Below are 18,428 nucleotides of genomic sequence, written 5' to 3' on the forward strand. Positions count from 1 at the left end.
TAAGAAGCCTCTATCTAGGTAAATCATAAAGGATGTGTTAAAATACGAAAAAAGCTTAAAATAAAGGGTGGTTGACGAAATGTCATTATTTTTTTATTCATATCCAAAGTGTGGTACGTGCCGAAAAGCAAAAAAGTGGCTGGATGACAACGGAGTAGCGTATGAAGAAATTCATATTGTAGAAAACCCGCCAACAAAAGAGCAGCTGCAATCTTATTATCAGAATAGTGGCTTAGAATTAAAAAAATTCTTTAATACAAGCGGTAAAAAATATCGCGAATTAGGGCTTAAAGATAAAGTAAGTAGTGCGAGTGAAGATGAACTTCTGTCTATTCTTGCGTCAGATGGCATGTTAATTAAGCGTCCCCTGTTAACAGATGGACAAAAAGTAACGCTTGGTTTCAAAGAAGAGCAGTTCGAGGACGTGTGGAAGTAAGTTTTCAAATAGAAAATTTTTACCTTTTACGTTACACTGTTAGTAGGGAGTTATTTTAGTTGTAGAAAGTGTTCTCTATGTTGAAGGCGCTTTTTATATAAACAAATTACGATACATATTTTGGAGGGATTAAGATGAGTACACCAAAAGATTTGCGTTATTCTGAAGAGCATGAATGGGTAAAAACAGAAGGAGACGTTGTCCGTGTAGGTATTACACATTTCGCTCAAGCTGAGCTTGGAGACATCGTATTCGTTGAACTGCCAGAAGTAGGAGCAACAGTAGAAGCTGACGAGCCGTTTGGTAGCGTTGAATCAGTAAAAACTGTTTCTGAGCTTTATGCACCAATTAGCGGTGAAGTTGTAGCAGTAAACGACAACTTAAGCGATAGCCCTGAACTTGTTAATGAATCTCCATACGAAGAAGCATGGATGATTACAATCAAACCATCTGATGCTTCTCAAGTAGACAAGCTAATGACAGCAGAGCAATACGAAGAAATGACAAACGAAGGATAAGACTCCTCCATAAATTGTCTTGATGAAAAGTTTTTGACTGGACACTCTATTAGTAAACAAGCTAAAGGAGTGTCTTTTTATGTTTGAACGACAAAAAATGGACGTTACAGATCGCGTTACAGCTAAATTTCATAACGGCGGCATGAAATTATATGTTGATAAGCAGCCAATTGGTGAAGTTAGCTACGGAACAAGCGGTAATGAATACCGTTTTGAAGAAGGATATTCGCATGAAAATAATAAGTTTTATCAATATGCTGACGTACAAAAACAAGGTGAAACGCAAAAATATACAGACTGCGACGAAGAAGCAGGATGGTGCTAAACAGTGGCAAAAGCCGCTGTTTTTCCTGTTTTATGGTAACAATACGGTATAAGCTGTCTTTTAAGAGAGTTCTTTCTTGCAAATTTCTTTTAAAAAACAGGTGAACTGTGATACATTAACGAATATTGTATAGCATAAAGAAATGATGTTACTATACAACTGACGATTATGGGTGATGAAAATGGGGCTAATTGAAATTGAAAAAGTAATTATTGTCGAAGGAAAATCAGATAAAAAACGTATTCAAGATATCATTCGAGAACCAATCGAAATTATCTGCACAAATGGTACGATTAGTTTATCAAAGCTGGATGAAATTATTGACTGTACGTTTAACAAAGAGGTATACATACTCGTTGACTCTGATGATTCAGGGAATAAGCTAAGAAAACAATTTAAACGAGAGCTTCCGGAAGCAGAGCATTTATATATTGATAAAATGTATCGAGAAGTTGCTGCCGCCCCTAGACATCACATAGCAACAGTATTACTGAGTGCCAATATCGATGTTAATGCAGAATTTTTAACATAAAAGGAATGAGCAACATGCAAGAATGGAGCGAAAAACAGCTTGATGATCAGTTGAAAGAAGGAGAAAGAGCATTTATCTTTTTCCATACGCCTTTTTGTGGAACATGTCAGCTGGCAAAAAAAATGTTAACCGTAGCAGAAGCAATGCTGCCGGATGTAACCATCGGAATGAGCAATTTAAATTATATGCCTTCAAAAGCAGAATTATTTTCAATTGAAAGCGTACCTTGTTTGATTGAAGTGGAAAATGGCGAAATGGTAAAAAAACTTTATGCGTTTCATTCCATTGAGCACGTGCTTGAAGAGCTTCGATAATCAAACGTTTGTTTAAAGTGAAGAAATAGAAAGAGAGCAAACCGTTGGGGCTGTTGAAACCTTGGGATATTATCCCAAAGGCAAAATCTGTTGACAGCCTATCTGACACATGCTAAAATCACACTCATGAATGTTCATAAATGAATGAATATTTCCCAAAAACAAAATAATTGTTGCGAACTCTTATCAAGAGAGGTGGAGGGACTGAGCCCTGTGAAACCCGGCAACCGTCAGACTAACTGAAATGGTGCCAATTCCTGCAAAGCTATGCGCTTTGAAAGATGAGAGAAAGGATTAAATATTGAGCCTTTCTGTCATGCGCAGAGAGGCTTTTTTAATGAAGAAAATTGTTTTACGGCTTTTTCATTCTATAGGGCAACCTAACATAATTAAGTTTTTACTAAAGAAGGTGAAGTAATATGATTACATTAACAGACGTTACAAAAATTTATCAGGCCAAAAGCGGTCAAGTAACAGCTGTTGATAATGTGAATTTAACCGTTAACCAAGGTGAAATTTACGGAATTATTGGTTATAGCGGAGCGGGGAAAAGCTCTTTAATTCGCTTGCTAAATGGATTAGAAACACCAACGACAGGAACGGTCGAAGTAGCAGGCAATAATATTGGAAAAATTAAAGGCGGAAAACTTAGAAAAGCTAGACAAGAAATCAGTATGGTATTTCAGCACTTTAATATCTTGTGGTCGCGTACAGTCCGGGAAAATATTGCATTTCCGTTAGAAATAGCCGGGATTTCAAAAGAAAAAAGAATGAAACGAGTAGACGAACTCATCAAGCTAGTTGGACTTGAGGGTCGAGAAAATGCTTATCCATCACAGCTCAGCGGTGGACAAAAACAGCGTGTTGGTATTGCTCGAGCTCTAGCGAATAACCCAAAAGTATTGCTGTGTGATGAAGCAACATCAGCGCTTGATCCACAAACGACAGATTCCATTTTAGATCTGTTAGTAGATATTAATGAGAAGCTAGGTTTAACAATTGTATTGATTACTCATGAAATGCACGTCATTCGTAAAATTTGTCATCGAGTAGCCGTTATGGAAAATGGTGCAGTGGTAGAAGAAGGACAAGTGCTAGAAGTATTCAGAAAACCTAAGCAGCCAATTACAAAACGATTTGTTCAACAGATTTCTGAACCAGAAGAAACGTTTGAAATAATTGAACAAGTACAAGAGTTGTATCCAAGTGGGCAAATTATTCAGCTGACATTTGTTGGCGGGAAAGCAGAGCAACCGCTCATTACAACGATTTTAAAACAGTTTGACGTAACGATTAATATTTTGCAAGGAAAGATTTCTCATACACAAACAGGTTCATACGGAACGTTGTTTGTTCATTTAGACGGGGACTTAAGGGAAGTTGAAAAAGTCATTGCATACATTCATGAACAGCAGGTAGAAGTGGAGGTAATGACAAATGCTTGAGAAACTATTCCCAAACGTTATTTTAGATGATTTTATTCAAGCGACAAATGAAACACTATATATGACGGCTATTTCAGTCGTAGCGACATTTGTTTTAGGTATTTTATTAGGCTTGCTGTTATTTTTAACGTCAAAAGGACAGCTTTGGCAAAACAAACCTTTATATGGTATTGTATCAGCGGTTGTAAATATTTTTCGTTCTATTCCATTCATTATTTTAATTGTTTTACTAATTCCATTTACTAAAGCGTTGGTGGGAAGCATTTTAGGTGCTAATGCAGCGTTACCTGCTTTAATTGTTGGAGCAGCACCATTTTACGCGCGTCTTGTAGAAATTGGTCTGCGTGAAATTGATAAAGGTGTTATTGAAGCTGCTAAATCCATGGGAGCAACAACAAGCACCATTATTTTTAAAGTACTGTTACCTGAATCGCTTCCAGCTTTAATTTCTGGTTTGACGGTAACAACGATTGCGTTAGTCGGCTATACGGCAATGGCAGGTGTGATTGGAGCTGGAGGTCTTGGGAACCTTGCATATTTAGAAGGATTCCAGCGCAGTCATAATGACGTAACGCTAGCTGCTACAATCTTGATTTTGATTATTGTATTTATTATTCAACTTATTGGAGATGCAATTACTGCAAAAATTGATAAGAGATAAAGGGAGGATGATTGATTATGAAAAAATGGCTTTCGGCTTTAGCATTAACATCCGCGCTAGTAGTAGGATTAGCTGCGTGCGGATCTAATGGATCAAAAGATGAAAAGAAAATTGTTGTGGGTGCATCTAATACGCCTCATGCTGAAATCTTAGAACAAGCAAAACCGATTTTGGAAAAACAAGGAATTGACTTAGAGATTAAAAAATTCCAAGATTACATCTTACCAAACACAGCTCTTGCAAACAATGAAATTGATGCAAACTATTTCCAGCACGTCCCTTATATGAATTCAGTGCTAAAAGATCACAAAGGTGAAAAAGGTTATGACTTTGTAAGTGCCGGTGCCATTCATATTGAACCAATCGGTATCTACTCTAAAAAATACAAAAGCTTAAAAGACCTTCCGAAAAACGGTACAGTTATTATGCGTGATGCAGTAGCTGAGCAAGGGCGTATTTTATCGATCTTTGAAAAAGCCGGCGTGATTAAATTAAAGCCAGGCGTGAAGAAAATAGATGCACAAATTAAAGATATTGTAGAAAACCCTAAGAATTTAAAATTCAAAGCCGACGTTGAAGGCGGATTGTTACCTCAAATGTACAAAAATAATGAAGGCGACGCTGTTGTTATCAATGCTAACTACGCTATCGATGCTGGTTTAGATCCAGTAAAAGATCCAATTGCAGTGGAAAGCAAAGAAAATAACCCATATGCAAACATCATTACGGTTCACAAAGGTGACGAAAACAAAGATACAGTGAAAGCTTTAGTGAAAGTTCTTCACTCCAAAGAAATTCAAGACTACATTAAAGAAAAATACAAAGGCGGAGTACTGCCTGTAAATAAATAATAGAAGAAAAGCGCTTGCCTACTCTGGGTAAGTGCTTTTTTGTATGCGGGAAAACGAATAACTTTTATTTTTCTCACGCATACTAACCGTGAGAACTTTACTGATGATGGGAGCTGACGTTATGCAGCAAGAAGCACGTCATTCAACTGAGCAAGCACTTCATGATTATAAAATGGGTGTTGGGAAATTTAGCGAAAAATTGCCGGAAGTAACAAAAACGTTTAATGCGTTTACTGAAGCATGTTTTGGAGAAGGTTCTCTTTCTAAAAAAGAAAAGCAGTTAATTGCGTTAGGAATCAGCGTAGTAGCTCAAGACGAGTACTGTATGATTTATCATACAAAAGGCTGCATTGATCAAGGCGCTACTGAGCAAGAAATTTTAGAAGCATGCGGAGTGTCAGCGGCATTTGGCGGAGGTGCGGCGATGAGTCAGTCCGTTACGCTCGTACAAGAGTGTATTTCAGAACTGAATCGCCACACGCACTAAGTAAATACAACACGTAAAAAAAACTTGTCTTAGAAGGCTCCACTGAGTCTTTTAAGGCAACTTTTTTATGGTTGTATTTAGTCTTAAAAAACGTACATAATGGTTTAAAACCTTTTGGGTCAAAAGGTTGCTATAAGTTTTCATTTGTTATAAGATTGTAATGAGAATAAAATGAGAATAATTAAAAAGATATAGGTATATCGTTTTTTACTATATACGTCTATAACTGGAGGTTTTAATATGGCAGGGTCAACTTTAACAATTAAAGATCTTCATGTTGCAATTGAAGGCAAAGAAATTTTAAAAGGTGTTAATTTAGAAGTTAAGGGCGGCGAAATCCATGCAATCATGGGACCAAACGGTACTGGTAAATCAACATTATCTTCAGCAATCATGGGACATCCTAAATACGAAGTTACACAAGGTAGTATCACGCTAGACGGCGAAGATGTACTTGAAATGGAAGTAGATGAGCGCGCTCGTGCAGGTCTATTCCTAGCTATGCAATATCCAAGTGAAATCAGCGGTGTAACAAATGCAGACTTTTTACGTTCAGCAATCAACGCTCGTCGTGAAGAAGGCGAAGAAATTTCACTAATGAAATTCATCCGTCAATTAGACAAAAACATGGATTTCTTAGAAATGGATCAAGACATGGCACAGCGTTACCTAAACGAAGGTTTCTCTGGCGGTGAGAAGAAACGTAACGAAATTCTTCAATTAATGATGCTTCAACCAGGAATTGCAATTTTAGATGAAATCGACTCTGGTTTAGATATCGATGCGTTAAAAGTTGTATCAAAAGGTATTAATGAACTGCGTGGCAGCGAGTTTGGTTGCTTAATGATTACTCATTACCAACGTTTATTAAACTACATTACACCAGATAAAGTTCACGTTATGATGCAAGGTCGCGTTGTAAAATCAGGTGGCCCAGAATTAGCACAGCGTCTAGAGGCAGAAGGTTATGACTGGATTAAACAAGAATTAGGTATTGAAGACGAAACTGTAGGGCAAGAAGCTTAAGAGTTAGGAGGATCTCTATGACTATTGATACGAAATTACCATTTGATCAAGAGTACATCAGCAGCTTTTCAAAAGAAGCTAATGAACCAAGTTGGCTGCTAGATCTTCGCTTACAAGCTCTTGCAAAAGCAGAAGATCTTGCACTTCCAAAGCCAGATAAAACTAACATTTCAAAATGGAACTTTACTGCTTTTGACAAGCACACTTCGCAGGCAAGCATAATCTCATCTGTAGACGAGCTTCCAGAAGTGGTTAAAGCATTGATTGATACAGAAGCTGTTAAAAATCTATATGTTCAGCGTGACCAAACAGCTGCATATTCAACATTAACAGAAGAATTAAAGTCTCAAGGCGTTATCTTCACAGATATTCAAACAGCTGCTAAAGAGCATAGCGACCTTGTTGAGAAGTACTTTATGAAAGACGGAGTTAAAGTAGATGAGCATCGTTTAACTGCATTAAACGCAGCATTATTAAACGGCGGTGTATTCGTGTACGTTCCTAAAAATGTAGAAGTACAAGAGCCGCTTCAAGCTGTATTTGTCCGTGAAGATGAAGAATCAGCTTTATTCAACCATGTCATTGTTGTGGCTGAAGACAATAGCTCAGTAACATATGTAGAAAACTACATTGCTACTGCTGAAGAGTCAAACGGTGTTGTCAATATCGTGACGGAAGTATTCGCTAACAGCAACGCAAAAGTAACGTTCGGAGCTGTTGACTACTTAGCTAAAGGTACAACTACTTATGTGAACCGCCGCGGTGTAGCTGGCAAAGATGGTCGCATTGAGTGGGCTTTAGGCTTAATGAGTGAAGGAAATACAGTTTCAGAAAATACAACGTATCTAATGGGCGATGGTTCATATGGAGATACAAAAACGGTAACAGTTGGACGTGGAGAGCAATCTCAAAACTTAACAACAAGTATCGTACACTTCGGAAAACATTCTGAAGGTTATATTTTAAAACACGGCGTTATGAAAGAAAGTGCATCTTCAATCTTTAACGGTATCGGTAAAATTGAACACGGTGCTTCTAAATCAAACGCTGAGCAAGAATCTCGTGTTTTAATGCTAAGTGAGAAAGCACGTGGAGATGCAAACCCAATTCTTCTAATTGATGAAGACGATGTAACAGCAGGACACGCTGCATCTGTTGGGCGCGTAGATCCAATCCAGCTTTACTACTTAATGAGCCGCGGTATTCCAAAAACAGAAGCAGAACGTCTAGTTATTCACGGGTTCTTAGCACCAGTTGTAAACGAGTTGCCAATCGAAACGGTTAAAAAGCAATTAACGGATTTAATTGAAAGGAAAGTTCGATAATGAATATCTCTGATATTCGTAAACAATTTCCTATTTTAGACCAAGAGGTAAATGGCAGCCCACTCGTTTATTTAGACAGTGCAGCAACTTCACAAAAGCCGCTTGCTGTAATTGAAGCGATTGAGAAGTATTATAAAGAATATAACTCAAACGTACACCGAGGCGTTCACACGCTTGGTACAAGAGCAACAGACGGATATGAAGGCGCTCGTGAAAAGGTTCGTAAGTTTATTAATGCAAAATCAACGGAAGAGATTATTTTTACGCGCGGTACAACGACAGCCCTTAACACAGTAGCTGCAAGCTATGGCCGTGCTAATCTCAAACCTGGCGATGAAATTGTGATTACTTATATGGAACATCACAGCAACATCATTCCTTGGCAGCAAGTTGCCAAGGAAACAGGTGCAACATTAAAATATATTTCATTAACAGAAGATCATGCACTTTCACTAGAAGAGGTAAAAAGCACGATTACATCTAACACAAAAATTGTATCAATTATGCAAGTCTCTAACGTACTGGGCACAATTAACCCAGTAAAAGAAATTGCAGAAATTGCACACGCTAACGGCGCAGTAATGGTTGTGGATGGTGCGCAAAGCACGCCTCATATGAAGGTCGATGTGCAAGATTTAGATTGTGATTTCTTTGCTTTCTCTGGACATAAAATGGGTGGGCCGACTGGAATCGGCGCTCTTTATGGAAAGAAAGAGCTTCTTGAGAAAATGGAACCAATTGAGTTTGGCGGCGAAATGATTGAATTCGTAAACCTATACGAATCAACATGGAAAGAGCTTCCTTGGAAATTTGAAGGAGGTACGCCGATTATTGCAGGTGCAATTGGTTTAGGTGCAGCGATTGATTTCTTAGAAGAAGTTGGTTTAGATAACATTCAAGCACATGAGCACAAGCTAGCACAATATGCACTGGATCGCTTATCGCAAGTAGATGGTATTACAATCTATGGACCAAAAGAGCGAGCGGGTGTTGTAACATTTAACATTGAAGATGTTCATCCGCATGACGTAGCAACAGTAGTAGATGCTGATGGAATTGCAATTCGTGCAGGTCATCACTGTGCGCAGCCTCTGATGAAATATTTAAACGTATCTTCTACTGCACGTGCCAGCTTTTATCTGTATAACACGGAAGAAGAAGTAGATAAATTGGTGTCATCATTAATAAAAACGAAGGAGTATTTTACAAATGGCTTTTAATAATTTAGATACTCTCTATCGTCAAGTAATTATGGACCATTATAAAAACCCGCGTAATCGTGGAACTTTAGATGAAGATACTGTGAACATTCATATGAATAACCCGACGTGCGGAGACCGCATTGAACTTTCTCTAAAAGTAGAGGACGGCAAAGTGGTGGATGCAAAATTCGAAGGTGAAGGATGTTCAATTTCAATGTCATCAGCTTCAATGATGACACAAGCAATTAAAGGTCAAGAAGTAGACAAAGCGTTTAAAATGGCCCATATCTTCTCTGACATGATGCAAGGTAAAGAGTATGATGATAGTATAGATTTAGGAGATATTGAAGCACTTCAAGGTGTAGCAAAATTTCCTGCGCGTATTAAATGTGCAACACTAGCGTGGAAAGCGATGGAAAAAGGTCTTAACGAAAAAAAATAAGACCTTCATTCATTCCCAATCCTATCAAGTAGGGGGTAATAAAAGATGGCTAAAAAAATGCCAGAAATCGGCGATTATAAATATGGATTTTCCGATAAAGATGTATCAATTTTCCGCTCTAAACGCGGTTTAACAAAAGAAATCGTAGAAGAAATTTCTCGTATGAAAGAGGAACCACAATGGATGCTAGACTTCCGTTTGAAATCTCTAGAGCACTTCTACAACATGCCAATGCCACAGTGGGGCGGAGACATGGCAAGCTTAGACTTTGATGAAATTACGTACTACGTAAAACCGTCTGAGAAGTCTGAACGTTCTTGGGATGAAGTTCCTGAAGAAATCAAACAAACGTTTGATAAACTTGGTATTCCTGAAGCAGAGCAAAAATATCTTGCAGGTGTATCAGCTCAGTACGAATCTGAAGTTGTTTATCACAACATGAAAGAAGATCTTGAAGCACAAGGTATCGTATTTAAAGATACAGATACGGCGCTAAAAGAAAATGAAGATATTTTCCGCGAGCACTTTGGAAAAGTTATCCCGCCAACGGATAACAAATTCTCTGCTCTTAACTCGGCAGTTTGGTCTGGTGGATCATTCATTTACGTACCAAAAGGCGTAAAAGTAGACACGCCATTACAAGCTTATTTCCGTATTAACTCTGAAAATATGGGACAGTTTGAGCGTACGTTAATTATTGCTGATGAAGGTTCACACGTTCACTATGTAGAGGGCTGTACAGCACCTGTTTATACAACAAACTCTCTTCACAGTGCGGTTGTAGAAATCATTATCAAAAAAGATGCGTATTGCCGCTATACGACAATTCAAAACTGGGCGAATAACGTATACAACCTTGTAACAAAACGTGCAGTCTGTGAAGCAAACGCAACAATGGAATGGATTGATGGAAACATCGGTTCTAAGTTAACAATGAAATATCCAGCTGTTATCTTAAAAGGTGAAGGTGCACGTGGTATGACATTATCCATTGCTCTTGCTGGTAAAGGACAGCACCAAGATGCTGGTGCAAAAATGATTCATTTAGCACCAAATACATCTTCAACAATCGTATCAAAATCAATTTCAAAACAAGGCGGTAAAGTAACATACCGCGGTATTGTACACTTCGGCCGTAAAGCAGAAGGTGCACGTGCGAACATTGAGTGTGATACACTAATTATGGATAATCAATCAACTTCTGATACAATTCCGTACAATGAGATTTTAAATGATAACATTTCACTTGAACACGAAGCGAAAGTATCGAAAGTATCTGAAGAACAATTATTTTATCTAATGAGCCGCGGTATTTCTGAAGAAGAAGCAACAGAAATGATTGTAATGGGCTTTATTGAACCATTTACAAAAGAGCTTCCAATGGAATATGCAGTAGAAATGAACCGTCTAATCAAATTCGAAATGGAAGGTTCAATCGGTTAATAATAGATAAAAACTCGTTTGCTGTTTATGCAAACGAGTTTTTTTGTATAATTTGTATTAAAATAAAGAAAAGCGCTGCTAAGAAAATAGAGGAGGAATGGCATGATTTATATTGGAGTTACAGGCTGGGGAGATCATGATTCATTGTATGAAGCTGGTGTTTCATCAAGAGACAAGCTTGCCGTATACGCAGGCCATTTTCCAATCGTTGAAGTTGATTCATCTTTTTACGCAATTCAACCCAGATCAAATGTAGAAAAGTGGGTGAATGATACACCGGAATCTTTTCGTTTTGTGGTAAAAGCGTATCAAGGAATGACGGGACATATGAGAGAAGGAAATCCGTTTGATAGTAAGGAAGAAATGTTTAATGCATTTTTAGAATCAGTAAAGCCGTACGTAACATCGAATAAGCTGGCTATGATTTTATTTCAAATGCCGCCTTGGTTTGATTGTACAAAAGAAAACGTAGCATATTTGAGGTACAGCCGTGAAAAGTTCAGAGAGTTGCCAGTAGCTCTCGAGTTTCGAAATCAATCTTGGTTTAAACCATTTTTCTATGATAAAACGCTAACGTTTATGGAACAAGAGAAGTGGATTCATGGTATTTGTGATGAACCGCAGGCAGGAGAAGGATCTATTCCAATTGTGCTTCATGCTACAGATAAGCGGAAAACACTCATACGTTTTCATGGGCGAAATGTGCACGGCTGGAACAAGCCTGGTGAAGGTAATTGGCGTGCGGTAAGGTTTTTGTATCGCTATAATGAAAAAGAGCTGCTAGAGTGGAAAGAACGCCTTGAAAAGCTGCAAAAACAAACGAAGGATATTTACCTGTTATTTAATAATAACTCCGGCGGAGATGCTGTACATAATGCCAAGCAGCTCATGAGTTTATTAAATATTGAATATGAGAATTTAGCTCCTAAACAATTAGATTTTTTTAACGAATTTTAGTACGGATTCCTATAAAAGTTATCTGAATAGGGAAGAAGGAATATAAACGTCAAATAGGTAGAAAAGTATATGTAAAACCTCACTTTTTTCTTTCTACATCATAAATTGATTAAAGAAAGGAGTGAGTTGTCATGATTACTTTAGCGCCTATCGTAATTGAAGGTCATACGTTTAACGCAGTTACCGTATTGCTGCCAAAAACAACTCTGTTAACAATCTCATCAGATAAAGGGTATATTATGTGCGGAGCACTAGATGTAGGTCTATTAAATGATAAATTAGCTGATCGTCAAATAATAGCAGGAAGAGCCGTAGGAGTACGTACAATTGAGCAGCTTCTTGAAGCACCGCTTGAATCTGTAACGCTTGAAGCTGAAAAAAGAGGGATTTTTAAAGGGACAATTGGCAAAGATGCTTTATTAAAAATGCTTTAATATAGTGGTGGATTTAAGATAAAACTTTTTAAAAGAAGCGTGAACCTCCTTATACATGCATACATATAGCTTGTAAGGAGGGATTTTTTTTGGTTAAACTTCGTAGAAAATTAACAAGAAAAGGCCCGCTTCCTTTTCGCTACGTTCTGTTGCTTACCTTTCTTTTTTTTATGCTTTCTACGGGTGTAGGATTATGGCTAATTAATAGAGGGATTGAACCGACGTTAATGAAATATGCTGAAGCACAAACAAAAGAGATTGCAACTTTAGTTATTAATAAAGCGGTGAATAAACAGGTACTTGATCAACTGGATGTAGATGTCATTAAAGTGGAGTCTACACCTAACGGTCAAGTAGCCAAAATTGACACAGCGCTCGTAAATCGGGTTAGAGCTCAGACTACGTCATTTGTCCAGGCTAACTTAAAAGAAGCAGAGAAAGGGAATTTAGATGCGCTTGAGCTTCCAACAGATATTCGTATTGAAAAAAGTGAAAAGTTGCGTAATCAAGGGATTGTATACCAAGTTCCGCTTGGGCAGGCTACGAATAATGCACTGCTTGGAAATCTAGGCCCGCTGATTCCGGTTAAGTTTCATGCTATCGGTGACGTTCAAACAGACGTTGTGCGAAAAATTGAGGAGTATGGAATAAATAATGCGTTTCTTGAAGTATCTATTAAAGTAAAAGTGAACATGCAAATTATAATCCCGTTTGCAACTAGAGAAACAACCGTTACGGCTACAATTCCAGTAGGGGGTACGGTTATCCCTGGCAATGTTCCTGACTATTTTAACGGTGGAAACTCGTCTTCTCCAGCGATTGAACTTCCGAAGAAAAATTAACAATATAATATTAGCTTAAAGCCTCATTATAAAAAATAGGAAGCATTTGCTTCCTATTTTTATTTTTTCTTTAATTTTAAACGATCATTTCTTTCCCACGTTCTTAGCTGAGGGTATGGGTCAAAAGACCATTCATTTTTGCCGTTATCTTTATACATTCCATAATGCAAGTGAGGAGGGAATTTCCCAGAAGTTCCAGGAGGTCCATAACCGGAACTTCCTACTCCACCAATGAGTGTTCCTGGTTCTACAATTTGTCCTACTTTTAAATTTTTTGCAAATCCGCTTAAATGAGCTAAATAGTGGTAGTTATTGTGCAGGTCACGAATACCGATTCGCCAGCCTCCGTATTTATTCCATCCTTTGAGTTCAATAATGCCATAGCAAGGAGATTTTACTGGGACTCCATAATCTGCAAAAATGTCTGTTCCTTCATGAATTCGTTTTCCACCCCAGCCGCGTGCATCTCCCCACGTACTGCGATAACTGTAGTTGGCACGGAGAGGCACAGGAAATGAAGAACCTTTTAAATCAATGCGATCGAAATGGCGGAAAATTTTAGCATTTCCTAAAATAATATCAACTGCTTTGGCCCGATGATAATAGTTCCAAAGGGCAATTTTAATATAATCTTCGGACACCCCAAATGTCCGAATATAATTTGCCATTGTAAAAAGCATATCTTCATCGTTAAATTGGTCTGCTTTTTTGTCTCCATTTCCATCTTTACCCATTCCCCCGAGGAGAGAAATAGTAAGCGGATTTGTATCTTCCAAATTTGGATTTAAAGAACCTGACCATTTTTCTGGAGGATAATAAATGGCGATTGCACCTTTTTCTCTTGGAATATCTTTATGAGAGCGTCGAATATTTCGTTCATACTGGTCAATTCCAGCAAAGTAATACCAAGGAATCGTAGTAGCAGCTTCCATTTGTTTGTAAAGCTCTAATCTCTTTTGAATAAGCAGTTTTTCTTGATCTGCTGAAGATTTAGCTGTTACATGGTGCCATCCTGTGAACATACATATGAACATAAAAAGTAAGATAATCGTTTTATGCATCGTGTTTCCTCCTTTCCAAAAATAGTGTGTAACAATAGTTTGCAGCGAGAAAAAAGATTTCATAAATATTAATTAATGGAAATAGCTCCAAAACTTTTTTAACGAATTTTATTCATAAGATAAATGGAAATTATACGGAGGGTGAAAACGCACACATTTCAATAGAAAATAGAAGAAAACTGAGGAAAATAAAGAGCAGACAACTTGTCGAATCTCACTTTTTTATGATAAAGTGACATATAGTTATGTTTTTAATATGTAGTTAAAATTAAGCATATAGGTTATAGACATTTTCTAGATTGGTGGAGTTGATAATATGGCAACAAAAGAAGAGCATGTCCGCAAACCCGAGTGGCTGAAGATTAAGCTAAACACAAACGAAAATTACACAGGCTTAAAGAAAATGATGCGTGAGAAAAACCTTCATACAGTTTGTGAAGAAGCAAGATGTCCGAATATTCATGAGTGTTGGGCTGTTCGTCGTACGGCAACTTTTATGATTTTAGGAGAAGTATGTACACGTGCCTGTCGTTTTTGCGCGGTTAAGACAGGTTTACCAACAGAATTAGATTTAGAAGAGCCAGAACGCGTAGCGGATTCTGTTCAGCTAATGAACTTAAAACACGCGGTTATTACAGTAGTAGCTCGCGATGATTTAAAAGACGGAGGAGCAAGCGTATTAGCTGAAACAATTCGTGCGATTCGTCGTAAAAATCCATTCACAACAATTGAAGTATTGCCTTCTGATATGGGCGGTGTGGAAGAGAACTTACGTATTGTAATGGACGCACGTCCTGATATATTAAATCATAATATTGAAACAGTACGTAGTCTTACGCCTCGTGTTCGTGCTCGTGCTAAATATGAGCGTTCCCTTGAGTTCCTTCGCCGTGCAAAAGAAATGCAGCCGGATATCCCAACAAAATCAAGTATCATGCTTGGTTTGGGAGAAACAAAAGAAGAAATTATTGAAACGATGGACGATTTGCGTGCAAACAACGTAGATATTATGACGCTAGGGCAATATCTACAGCCAACTAAAAAGCACTTAAAAGTTCAAAAATATTACCATCCAAATGAGTTTGAAGAGCTAAAAGAAATTGCATTATCAAAAGGATTCAGCCATGTTGAAGCAGGTCCTCTTGTACGTTCTTCTTACCATGCAGATGAACAAGTTAACGCTGCTGCAAAAAACAAAGCACAAGAAAGCAAGTAAGGTAAAAAAGGTGATGATATGCTCATCACCTTTTTTTTATTCCCTCATATCTTTGTCTGTCATCGATTCATTCAATTCGTTTTTCTCTCTTCCATTTGCATCTTCTCCGCCGTTCATTTCACGCCCTTGAGGAGATTTTAGCATTTGTTGAATAACCGCATCAATTCGTTTCCTAGCATCGGCCGTTTGCGTATTCATTTCACTGATATTTTCGATTTGGTCCATATGTTTCGGATTATCTGAGACGTATACGTGATAATAACGAGGGACTACAGACATAGCTGTACGTTTTACTTGATCAGCTGCGCTGCTCCTATTTTTAGCGTCTGTTTTATAAGCAACAAGCACATCTTTATCGGTTACTAGCGTAGCGGCTTGCTTAATATTGGGAATAGCGGTGCTCAGTTTACTAATATTGTCTGCTGCTTCTTCTCGATTAAATGTTCCTACTTGGTTCATATTGGAACTTTGTTCATTTGTGTTTTTGGTGTATCGGACGTAACCATAATTTGTGCCGCTATTATTATTTGGATTATAATAATGATTAGGCTCATTTACATTAATGGCATCTGGGTTGTTTGGTGATAAATTTTCATTTTCAGCTGTGTTTTTATTTTGACACCCAATGGTTAAAATACTTGTTATCAAAGCGATTCCAAGAATAGATTTCTTCACTATTTCCACCTCCTGTAGTTAACTATCGTACGCCGGGTAAATCGGCGAACCTTCATGGGGAGCATAAATATCAGTAGGTATACCGATAAAACTCCTACAGAATTAGAGTGCTGCGTATACGTGAAAAATTTCATGTTAATTGATGGTTTCATCATCATAATTATGGTATGGTAAATTTTAAGAGAAGAGGTGTAAGCAATGGTCTGTATCAATAATATTTGTTATGAAGTATTAAAAGATGAGCGTGAGGCATTTAACGAAGAGGCATTTAAAGGTCGCTTCATCGACGTGCTGAGCCGCTATGACTATATTGTGGGAGATTGGGGATACAATCAGCTTCGATTGCGAGGCTTTTTTGATGACCGTAATCAAAAGGCAACGTATGATACGAAGATTAGTACGCTTCAAGACTATTTACATGAATACTGTAATTTTGGCTGTGCGTATTTTGTCTTAAAAAAAGTCCATAAGTAAAAAAAGGCAAGCCGAAGACACTAATTGTCCTTCACGCTGCCTTTTTTTTTAGATGATTTCATATAAAAATTCGCGAAGTTCCTGACCGTCTTCACTGTTTAATTTAAATACTTCTTCAAGATAGTCGGGTTCTTCAAGGTCATCTTGTCCAATAATGGCAAAGCGTCCTCCTTGAATATCAAGAACAACTTGTTTGCCATAATAACGGTCAGTTTGGATAATAGCTAAATCAAACCGTTGATTTTCGCCCATAAAGCTGACGAACCGGGTCTTTGTAGATACAACATCGTCATATAGATAAAAGCGTTCGCTCATAGGTATACTCCTTTCATAGGTTGTATTTGTATCATATCAAATAAGGGTAAAAACAAAAATGAATTTATCATATGGATAATGGGTCATGATAAAATAGAACAGGAAGCCCGTTTGCTTATGAAAGAAGAATTATAGAGAGCTGACAACTAGGGAGGAAGTAATATGTACTTTGTAGATCGTGAAAAAATAGAAGCCACGCTTGTTTTTTTTGATGAACATGTTCATTTGTTTGCTGAGAATTCGAGCTGGAACACAGCACTAGAAAAAAAGGCGTTAGAAAGAATTGTTCACCTTTTAATTGAAAACGTTTTAGATGTAGGAAACGCAATGATTGATGGATTTATTATGAGAGATCCAGGCAGTTACGACGATATCATTGACATTTTAGTTGATGAGAAAGTGATTAAAAAAGAAGAAGAAACGCCATTAAAAGAGGTCGTTCAATTGCGTAAAAGCCTTGTTCAAGAATATGTGGATGTTAATCATCAGGATATTTATCAAAAAGTGATGCAGCATAAAGACGTACTGGCAGCATTTTCAGAACGCGTAAAGACGTATCTAGAGACAGAATTAGGGCCTGTGTCTGCTTTTCGTAACTAAAGGCAAAGTTGTAGTTGCATAAAAAATAAGCTATGATTTCAAGTATGACACTTGAAAGGAGATCACACAACATGAAGGAATATAAAGGATATTTGATTGATTTAGACGGAACAATGTACAAAGGAACAGAGCTAATTGCCGAAGCGCGTGATTTTGTTATTAAATTAAAGGAAAAAGGAATTCCTTATTTATTTGTAACAAACAACTCCACAAAGACACCTGATAAAGTAGCTGAAAAGCTAGAGGCATTTGGCATTCCTGCAACAGAAGAGCAAGTTTTTACAACAAGTCAGGCAACAGCTAATTACTTGCATGAACGTAAAGCAAACGGTTCAGCTTATGTAATTGGGGGAGAAGGAATCCGACATGCTTTGCTTGAAAAAGGATTCACCATTGAAGAAGAAGATACGGATTTTGTAGTTGTTGGTTTGGATCAAGAAATTACATATGAAAAATTGGCAAAAGCATGTTTAAACGTTCGAAACGGCGCTTTTTTTGTTTCAACAAACGGAGATATTGCGATTCCTACTGAAAGAGGCTTACTGCCTGGTAATGGATCGATCACGTCCGTTATTACGGTTTCTACTCAAACAAATCCAGTATTTATTGGCAAGCCAGAAAGTATCATTATGGAACAAGCCCTTGAAGTCATCGGTACGCCAAAAGAAGAAACCATTATGATTGGTGATTATTATGATACAGATATTTTAGCAGGGATGAATGCGGGCTTGGATACATTATTAGTCCATACAGGGGTAACAACAAGAGAGTTGCTAGAAGGATATGAGAAAAAGCCAACTTATACGGTAGATTCGCTAAAAGAGTGGATGGATCTAATTTAAAAAAG

General features: G+C 37.6%; 24 protein-coding genes and 1 riboswitch. Of the genes, 21 read left to right on the forward strand and 3 right to left on the reverse strand.

Going from position 1 to position 18,428, the window contains the following annotated elements:
- Positions 1-79: 79 nt before the first annotated feature.
- The 17 genes from ACLHDF_RS12560 to yunB all read left to right on the forward strand — a co-directional run bounded on the left by ACLHDF_RS12560 (position 80) and on the right by yunB (position 13,240).
- On the forward strand, positions 80-436 hold the full coding sequence (locus tag ACLHDF_RS12560; protein ID WP_013059656.1) for an arsenate reductase family protein: 357 nt from the start codon (positions 80-82) through the stop codon (positions 434-436).
- A gap of 134 nt (positions 437-570) precedes the next feature.
- Entirely contained in the window at positions 571-954 is a 384-nt protein-coding gene (gene gcvH, locus ACLHDF_RS12565) for a glycine cleavage system protein GcvH (protein WP_013059655.1), read from the forward strand.
- A gap of 79 nt (positions 955-1,033) precedes the next feature.
- Complete coding sequence (locus ACLHDF_RS12570) at positions 1,034-1,279, forward strand: YusG family protein (protein ID WP_413919136.1); 246 nt, start codon at positions 1,034-1,036, stop codon at positions 1,277-1,279.
- A gap of 181 nt (positions 1,280-1,460) precedes the next feature.
- Positions 1,461-1,811 (forward strand): toprim domain-containing protein, encoded by a 351-nt coding sequence (locus ACLHDF_RS12575; RefSeq protein WP_025752660.1) that lies wholly within the window; start codon positions 1,461-1,463, stop codon positions 1,809-1,811.
- A 14-nt stretch (positions 1,812-1,825) separates the two neighbouring features.
- Complete coding sequence (locus tag ACLHDF_RS12580) at positions 1,826-2,125, forward strand: thioredoxin family protein (protein ID WP_033580445.1); 300 nt, start codon at positions 1,826-1,828, stop codon at positions 2,123-2,125.
- Between the two features lie 180 nt (positions 2,126-2,305).
- Positions 2,306-2,413: riboswitch (SAM riboswitch) on the forward strand.
- Positions 2,414-2,544: 131 nt separating this feature from the next.
- Positions 2,545-3,570, forward strand: coding sequence for a methionine ABC transporter ATP-binding protein (locus ACLHDF_RS12585; protein WP_413919137.1), 1,026 nt, complete (start codon positions 2,545-2,547; stop codon positions 3,568-3,570).
- On the forward strand, positions 3,563-4,231 hold the full coding sequence (locus ACLHDF_RS12590) for a methionine ABC transporter permease (protein WP_413919138.1): 669 nt from the start codon (positions 3,563-3,565) through the stop codon (positions 4,229-4,231). The genes ACLHDF_RS12585 and ACLHDF_RS12590 overlap by 8 nt, the downstream gene beginning before the upstream one ends.
- Before the next feature lie 17 nt (positions 4,232-4,248).
- Positions 4,249-5,082, forward strand: coding sequence for a MetQ/NlpA family ABC transporter substrate-binding protein (locus tag ACLHDF_RS12595; RefSeq protein ID WP_413919139.1), 834 nt, complete (start codon positions 4,249-4,251; stop codon positions 5,080-5,082).
- A gap of 121 nt (positions 5,083-5,203) precedes the next feature.
- The gene (locus tag ACLHDF_RS12600) at positions 5,204-5,569 is read left to right on the forward strand and encodes a carboxymuconolactone decarboxylase family protein (RefSeq protein WP_413919140.1); all 366 of its coding nucleotides are present in this window, start codon (positions 5,204-5,206) and stop codon (positions 5,567-5,569) included.
- Positions 5,570-5,809: 240 nt separating this feature from the next.
- Positions 5,810-6,595 carry a Fe-S cluster assembly ATPase SufC gene (sufC, locus tag ACLHDF_RS12605; RefSeq protein WP_413919141.1) on the forward strand — a complete coding sequence of 262 codons (786 nt, stop codon included), beginning with the start codon at positions 5,810-5,812 and terminating at the stop codon, positions 6,593-6,595.
- Between the two features lie 17 nt (positions 6,596-6,612).
- Positions 6,613-7,920: a Fe-S cluster assembly protein SufD gene (sufD, locus tag ACLHDF_RS12610; RefSeq protein ID WP_413919142.1), complete on the forward strand. Its 1,308-nt coding sequence runs from the start codon at positions 6,613-6,615 to the stop codon at positions 7,918-7,920.
- On the forward strand, positions 7,920-9,140 hold the full coding sequence (locus ACLHDF_RS12615; RefSeq protein WP_413919143.1) for a cysteine desulfurase: 1,221 nt from the start codon (positions 7,920-7,922) through the stop codon (positions 9,138-9,140). The genes sufD and ACLHDF_RS12615 overlap by 1 nt, the downstream gene beginning before the upstream one ends.
- On the forward strand, positions 9,130-9,564 hold the full coding sequence (sufU, locus tag ACLHDF_RS12620) for a Fe-S cluster assembly sulfur transfer protein SufU (protein WP_413919144.1): 435 nt from the start codon (positions 9,130-9,132) through the stop codon (positions 9,562-9,564). The genes ACLHDF_RS12615 and sufU overlap by 11 nt, the downstream gene beginning before the upstream one ends.
- Positions 9,565-9,609: 45 nt before the next feature.
- Positions 9,610-11,007, forward strand: coding sequence for a Fe-S cluster assembly protein SufB (sufB, locus tag ACLHDF_RS12625; RefSeq protein ID WP_013059643.1), 1,398 nt, complete (start codon positions 9,610-9,612; stop codon positions 11,005-11,007).
- A 102-nt stretch (positions 11,008-11,109) separates the two neighbouring features.
- A complete protein-coding gene (locus tag ACLHDF_RS12630; protein ID WP_413919145.1) occupies positions 11,110-11,964 on the forward strand; it encodes a DUF72 domain-containing protein in 855 nt (284 codons plus the stop codon).
- 131 nt (positions 11,965-12,095) lie between these two features.
- Positions 12,096-12,398: a YunC family protein gene (locus ACLHDF_RS12635; RefSeq protein WP_013059641.1), complete on the forward strand. Its 303-nt coding sequence runs from the start codon at positions 12,096-12,098 to the stop codon at positions 12,396-12,398.
- An 89-nt stretch (positions 12,399-12,487) separates the two neighbouring features.
- Positions 12,488-13,240, forward strand: a complete 753-nt coding sequence (yunB, locus tag ACLHDF_RS12640) for a sporulation protein YunB (RefSeq protein WP_413919146.1) — start codon at positions 12,488-12,490, stop codon at positions 13,238-13,240.
- A gap of 59 nt (positions 13,241-13,299) precedes the next feature.
- Here the strand turns inward: yunB and ACLHDF_RS12645 are convergent, their stop codons facing one another.
- Positions 13,300-14,301, reverse strand: coding sequence for a M23 family metallopeptidase (locus ACLHDF_RS12645; protein WP_413919147.1), 1,002 nt, complete (start codon positions 14,299-14,301; stop codon positions 13,300-13,302).
- Positions 14,302-14,617: 316 nt separating this feature from the next.
- Here ACLHDF_RS12645 and lipA point away from each other — a divergent pair, with 316 nt between their 5' ends.
- Positions 14,618-15,517, forward strand: coding sequence for a lipoyl synthase (lipA, locus tag ACLHDF_RS12650; protein ID WP_413919148.1), 900 nt, complete (start codon positions 14,618-14,620; stop codon positions 15,515-15,517).
- 36 nt (positions 15,518-15,553) lie between these two features.
- On the opposite strand, the gene ACLHDF_RS12655 is transcribed toward lipA, so the two are convergent.
- Entirely contained in the window at positions 15,554-16,192 is a 639-nt protein-coding gene (locus ACLHDF_RS12655; protein WP_413919149.1) for a YhcN/YlaJ family sporulation lipoprotein, read from the reverse strand.
- 198 nt (positions 16,193-16,390) lie between these two features.
- Here ACLHDF_RS12655 and ACLHDF_RS12660 point away from each other — a divergent pair, with 198 nt between their 5' ends.
- A complete protein-coding gene (locus ACLHDF_RS12660) occupies positions 16,391-16,666 on the forward strand; it encodes a YutD family protein (protein WP_268587941.1) in 276 nt (91 codons plus the stop codon).
- Between the two features lie 48 nt (positions 16,667-16,714).
- On the opposite strand, the gene ACLHDF_RS12665 is transcribed toward ACLHDF_RS12660, so the two are convergent.
- Positions 16,715-16,981 (reverse strand): DUF3055 domain-containing protein, encoded by a 267-nt coding sequence (locus ACLHDF_RS12665; protein WP_413919150.1) that lies wholly within the window; start codon positions 16,979-16,981, stop codon positions 16,715-16,717.
- 162 nt (positions 16,982-17,143) lie between these two features.
- Between ACLHDF_RS12665 and ACLHDF_RS12670 the strand changes: the two genes are divergently transcribed.
- Together ACLHDF_RS12670 and ACLHDF_RS12675 are read left to right on the forward strand one after the other, a co-directional pair.
- On the forward strand, positions 17,144-17,581 hold the full coding sequence (locus ACLHDF_RS12670; RefSeq protein ID WP_413919151.1) for a DUF86 domain-containing protein: 438 nt from the start codon (positions 17,144-17,146) through the stop codon (positions 17,579-17,581).
- Between the two features lie 71 nt (positions 17,582-17,652).
- A complete protein-coding gene (locus ACLHDF_RS12675) occupies positions 17,653-18,423 on the forward strand; it encodes a TIGR01457 family HAD-type hydrolase (RefSeq protein WP_413919152.1) in 771 nt (256 codons plus the stop codon).
- Positions 18,424-18,428: the final 5 nt, after the last annotated feature.

Origin of the sequence: Priestia megaterium, assembly GCF_046599315.1 — a bacterium.
Taxonomy (GTDB): Bacteria; Bacillota; Bacilli; order Bacillales; family Bacillaceae_H; genus Priestia; species Priestia megaterium_F.

What these genes read in the sequence shown, in the direction of transcription:
- ACLHDF_RS12560 (WP_013059656.1), top strand. Translation starts at nt 80, where the DNA reads ATGTCATTATTTTTTTATTCATATCCAAAGTGTGGTACGTGCCGAAAA.
- gcvH (WP_013059655.1), top strand. Translation starts at nt 571, where the DNA reads ATGAGTACACCAAAAGATTTGCGTTATTCTGAAGAGCATGAATGGGTA.
- ACLHDF_RS12570 (WP_413919136.1), top strand. Translation starts at nt 1,034, where the DNA reads ATGTTTGAACGACAAAAAATGGACGTTACAGATCGCGTTACAGCTAAA.
- ACLHDF_RS12575 (WP_025752660.1), top strand. Translation starts at nt 1,461, where the DNA reads ATGGGGCTAATTGAAATTGAAAAAGTAATTATTGTCGAAGGAAAATCA.
- ACLHDF_RS12580 (WP_033580445.1), top strand. Translation starts at nt 1,826, where the DNA reads ATGCAAGAATGGAGCGAAAAACAGCTTGATGATCAGTTGAAAGAAGGA.
- ACLHDF_RS12585 (WP_413919137.1), top strand. Translation starts at nt 2,545, where the DNA reads ATGATTACATTAACAGACGTTACAAAAATTTATCAGGCCAAAAGCGGT.
- ACLHDF_RS12590 (WP_413919138.1), top strand. Translation starts at nt 3,563, where the DNA reads ATGCTTGAGAAACTATTCCCAAACGTTATTTTAGATGATTTTATTCAA.
- ACLHDF_RS12595 (WP_413919139.1), top strand. Translation starts at nt 4,249, where the DNA reads ATGAAAAAATGGCTTTCGGCTTTAGCATTAACATCCGCGCTAGTAGTA.
- ACLHDF_RS12600 (WP_413919140.1), top strand. Translation starts at nt 5,204, where the DNA reads ATGCAGCAAGAAGCACGTCATTCAACTGAGCAAGCACTTCATGATTAT.
- sufC (WP_413919141.1), top strand. Translation starts at nt 5,810, where the DNA reads ATGGCAGGGTCAACTTTAACAATTAAAGATCTTCATGTTGCAATTGAA.
- sufD (WP_413919142.1), top strand. Translation starts at nt 6,613, where the DNA reads ATGACTATTGATACGAAATTACCATTTGATCAAGAGTACATCAGCAGC.
- ACLHDF_RS12615 (WP_413919143.1), top strand. Translation starts at nt 7,920, where the DNA reads ATGAATATCTCTGATATTCGTAAACAATTTCCTATTTTAGACCAAGAG.
- sufU (WP_413919144.1), top strand. Translation starts at nt 9,130, where the DNA reads ATGGCTTTTAATAATTTAGATACTCTCTATCGTCAAGTAATTATGGAC.
- sufB (WP_013059643.1), top strand. Translation starts at nt 9,610, where the DNA reads ATGGCTAAAAAAATGCCAGAAATCGGCGATTATAAATATGGATTTTCC.
- ACLHDF_RS12630 (WP_413919145.1), top strand. Translation starts at nt 11,110, where the DNA reads ATGATTTATATTGGAGTTACAGGCTGGGGAGATCATGATTCATTGTAT.
- ACLHDF_RS12635 (WP_013059641.1), top strand. Translation starts at nt 12,096, where the DNA reads ATGATTACTTTAGCGCCTATCGTAATTGAAGGTCATACGTTTAACGCA.
- ACLHDF_RS12645 (WP_413919147.1), bottom strand. Translation starts at nt 14,301, where the DNA reads ATGCATAAAACGATTATCTTACTTTTTATGTTCATATGTATGTTCACA.
- lipA (WP_413919148.1), top strand. Translation starts at nt 14,618, where the DNA reads ATGGCAACAAAAGAAGAGCATGTCCGCAAACCCGAGTGGCTGAAGATT.
- ACLHDF_RS12660 (WP_268587941.1), top strand. Translation starts at nt 16,391, where the DNA reads ATGGTCTGTATCAATAATATTTGTTATGAAGTATTAAAAGATGAGCGT.
- ACLHDF_RS12665 (WP_413919150.1), bottom strand. Translation starts at nt 16,981, where the DNA reads ATGAGCGAACGCTTTTATCTATATGACGATGTTGTATCTACAAAGACC.
- ACLHDF_RS12670 (WP_413919151.1), top strand. Translation starts at nt 17,144, where the DNA reads ATGTACTTTGTAGATCGTGAAAAAATAGAAGCCACGCTTGTTTTTTTT.
- ACLHDF_RS12675 (WP_413919152.1), top strand. Translation starts at nt 17,653, where the DNA reads ATGAAGGAATATAAAGGATATTTGATTGATTTAGACGGAACAATGTAC.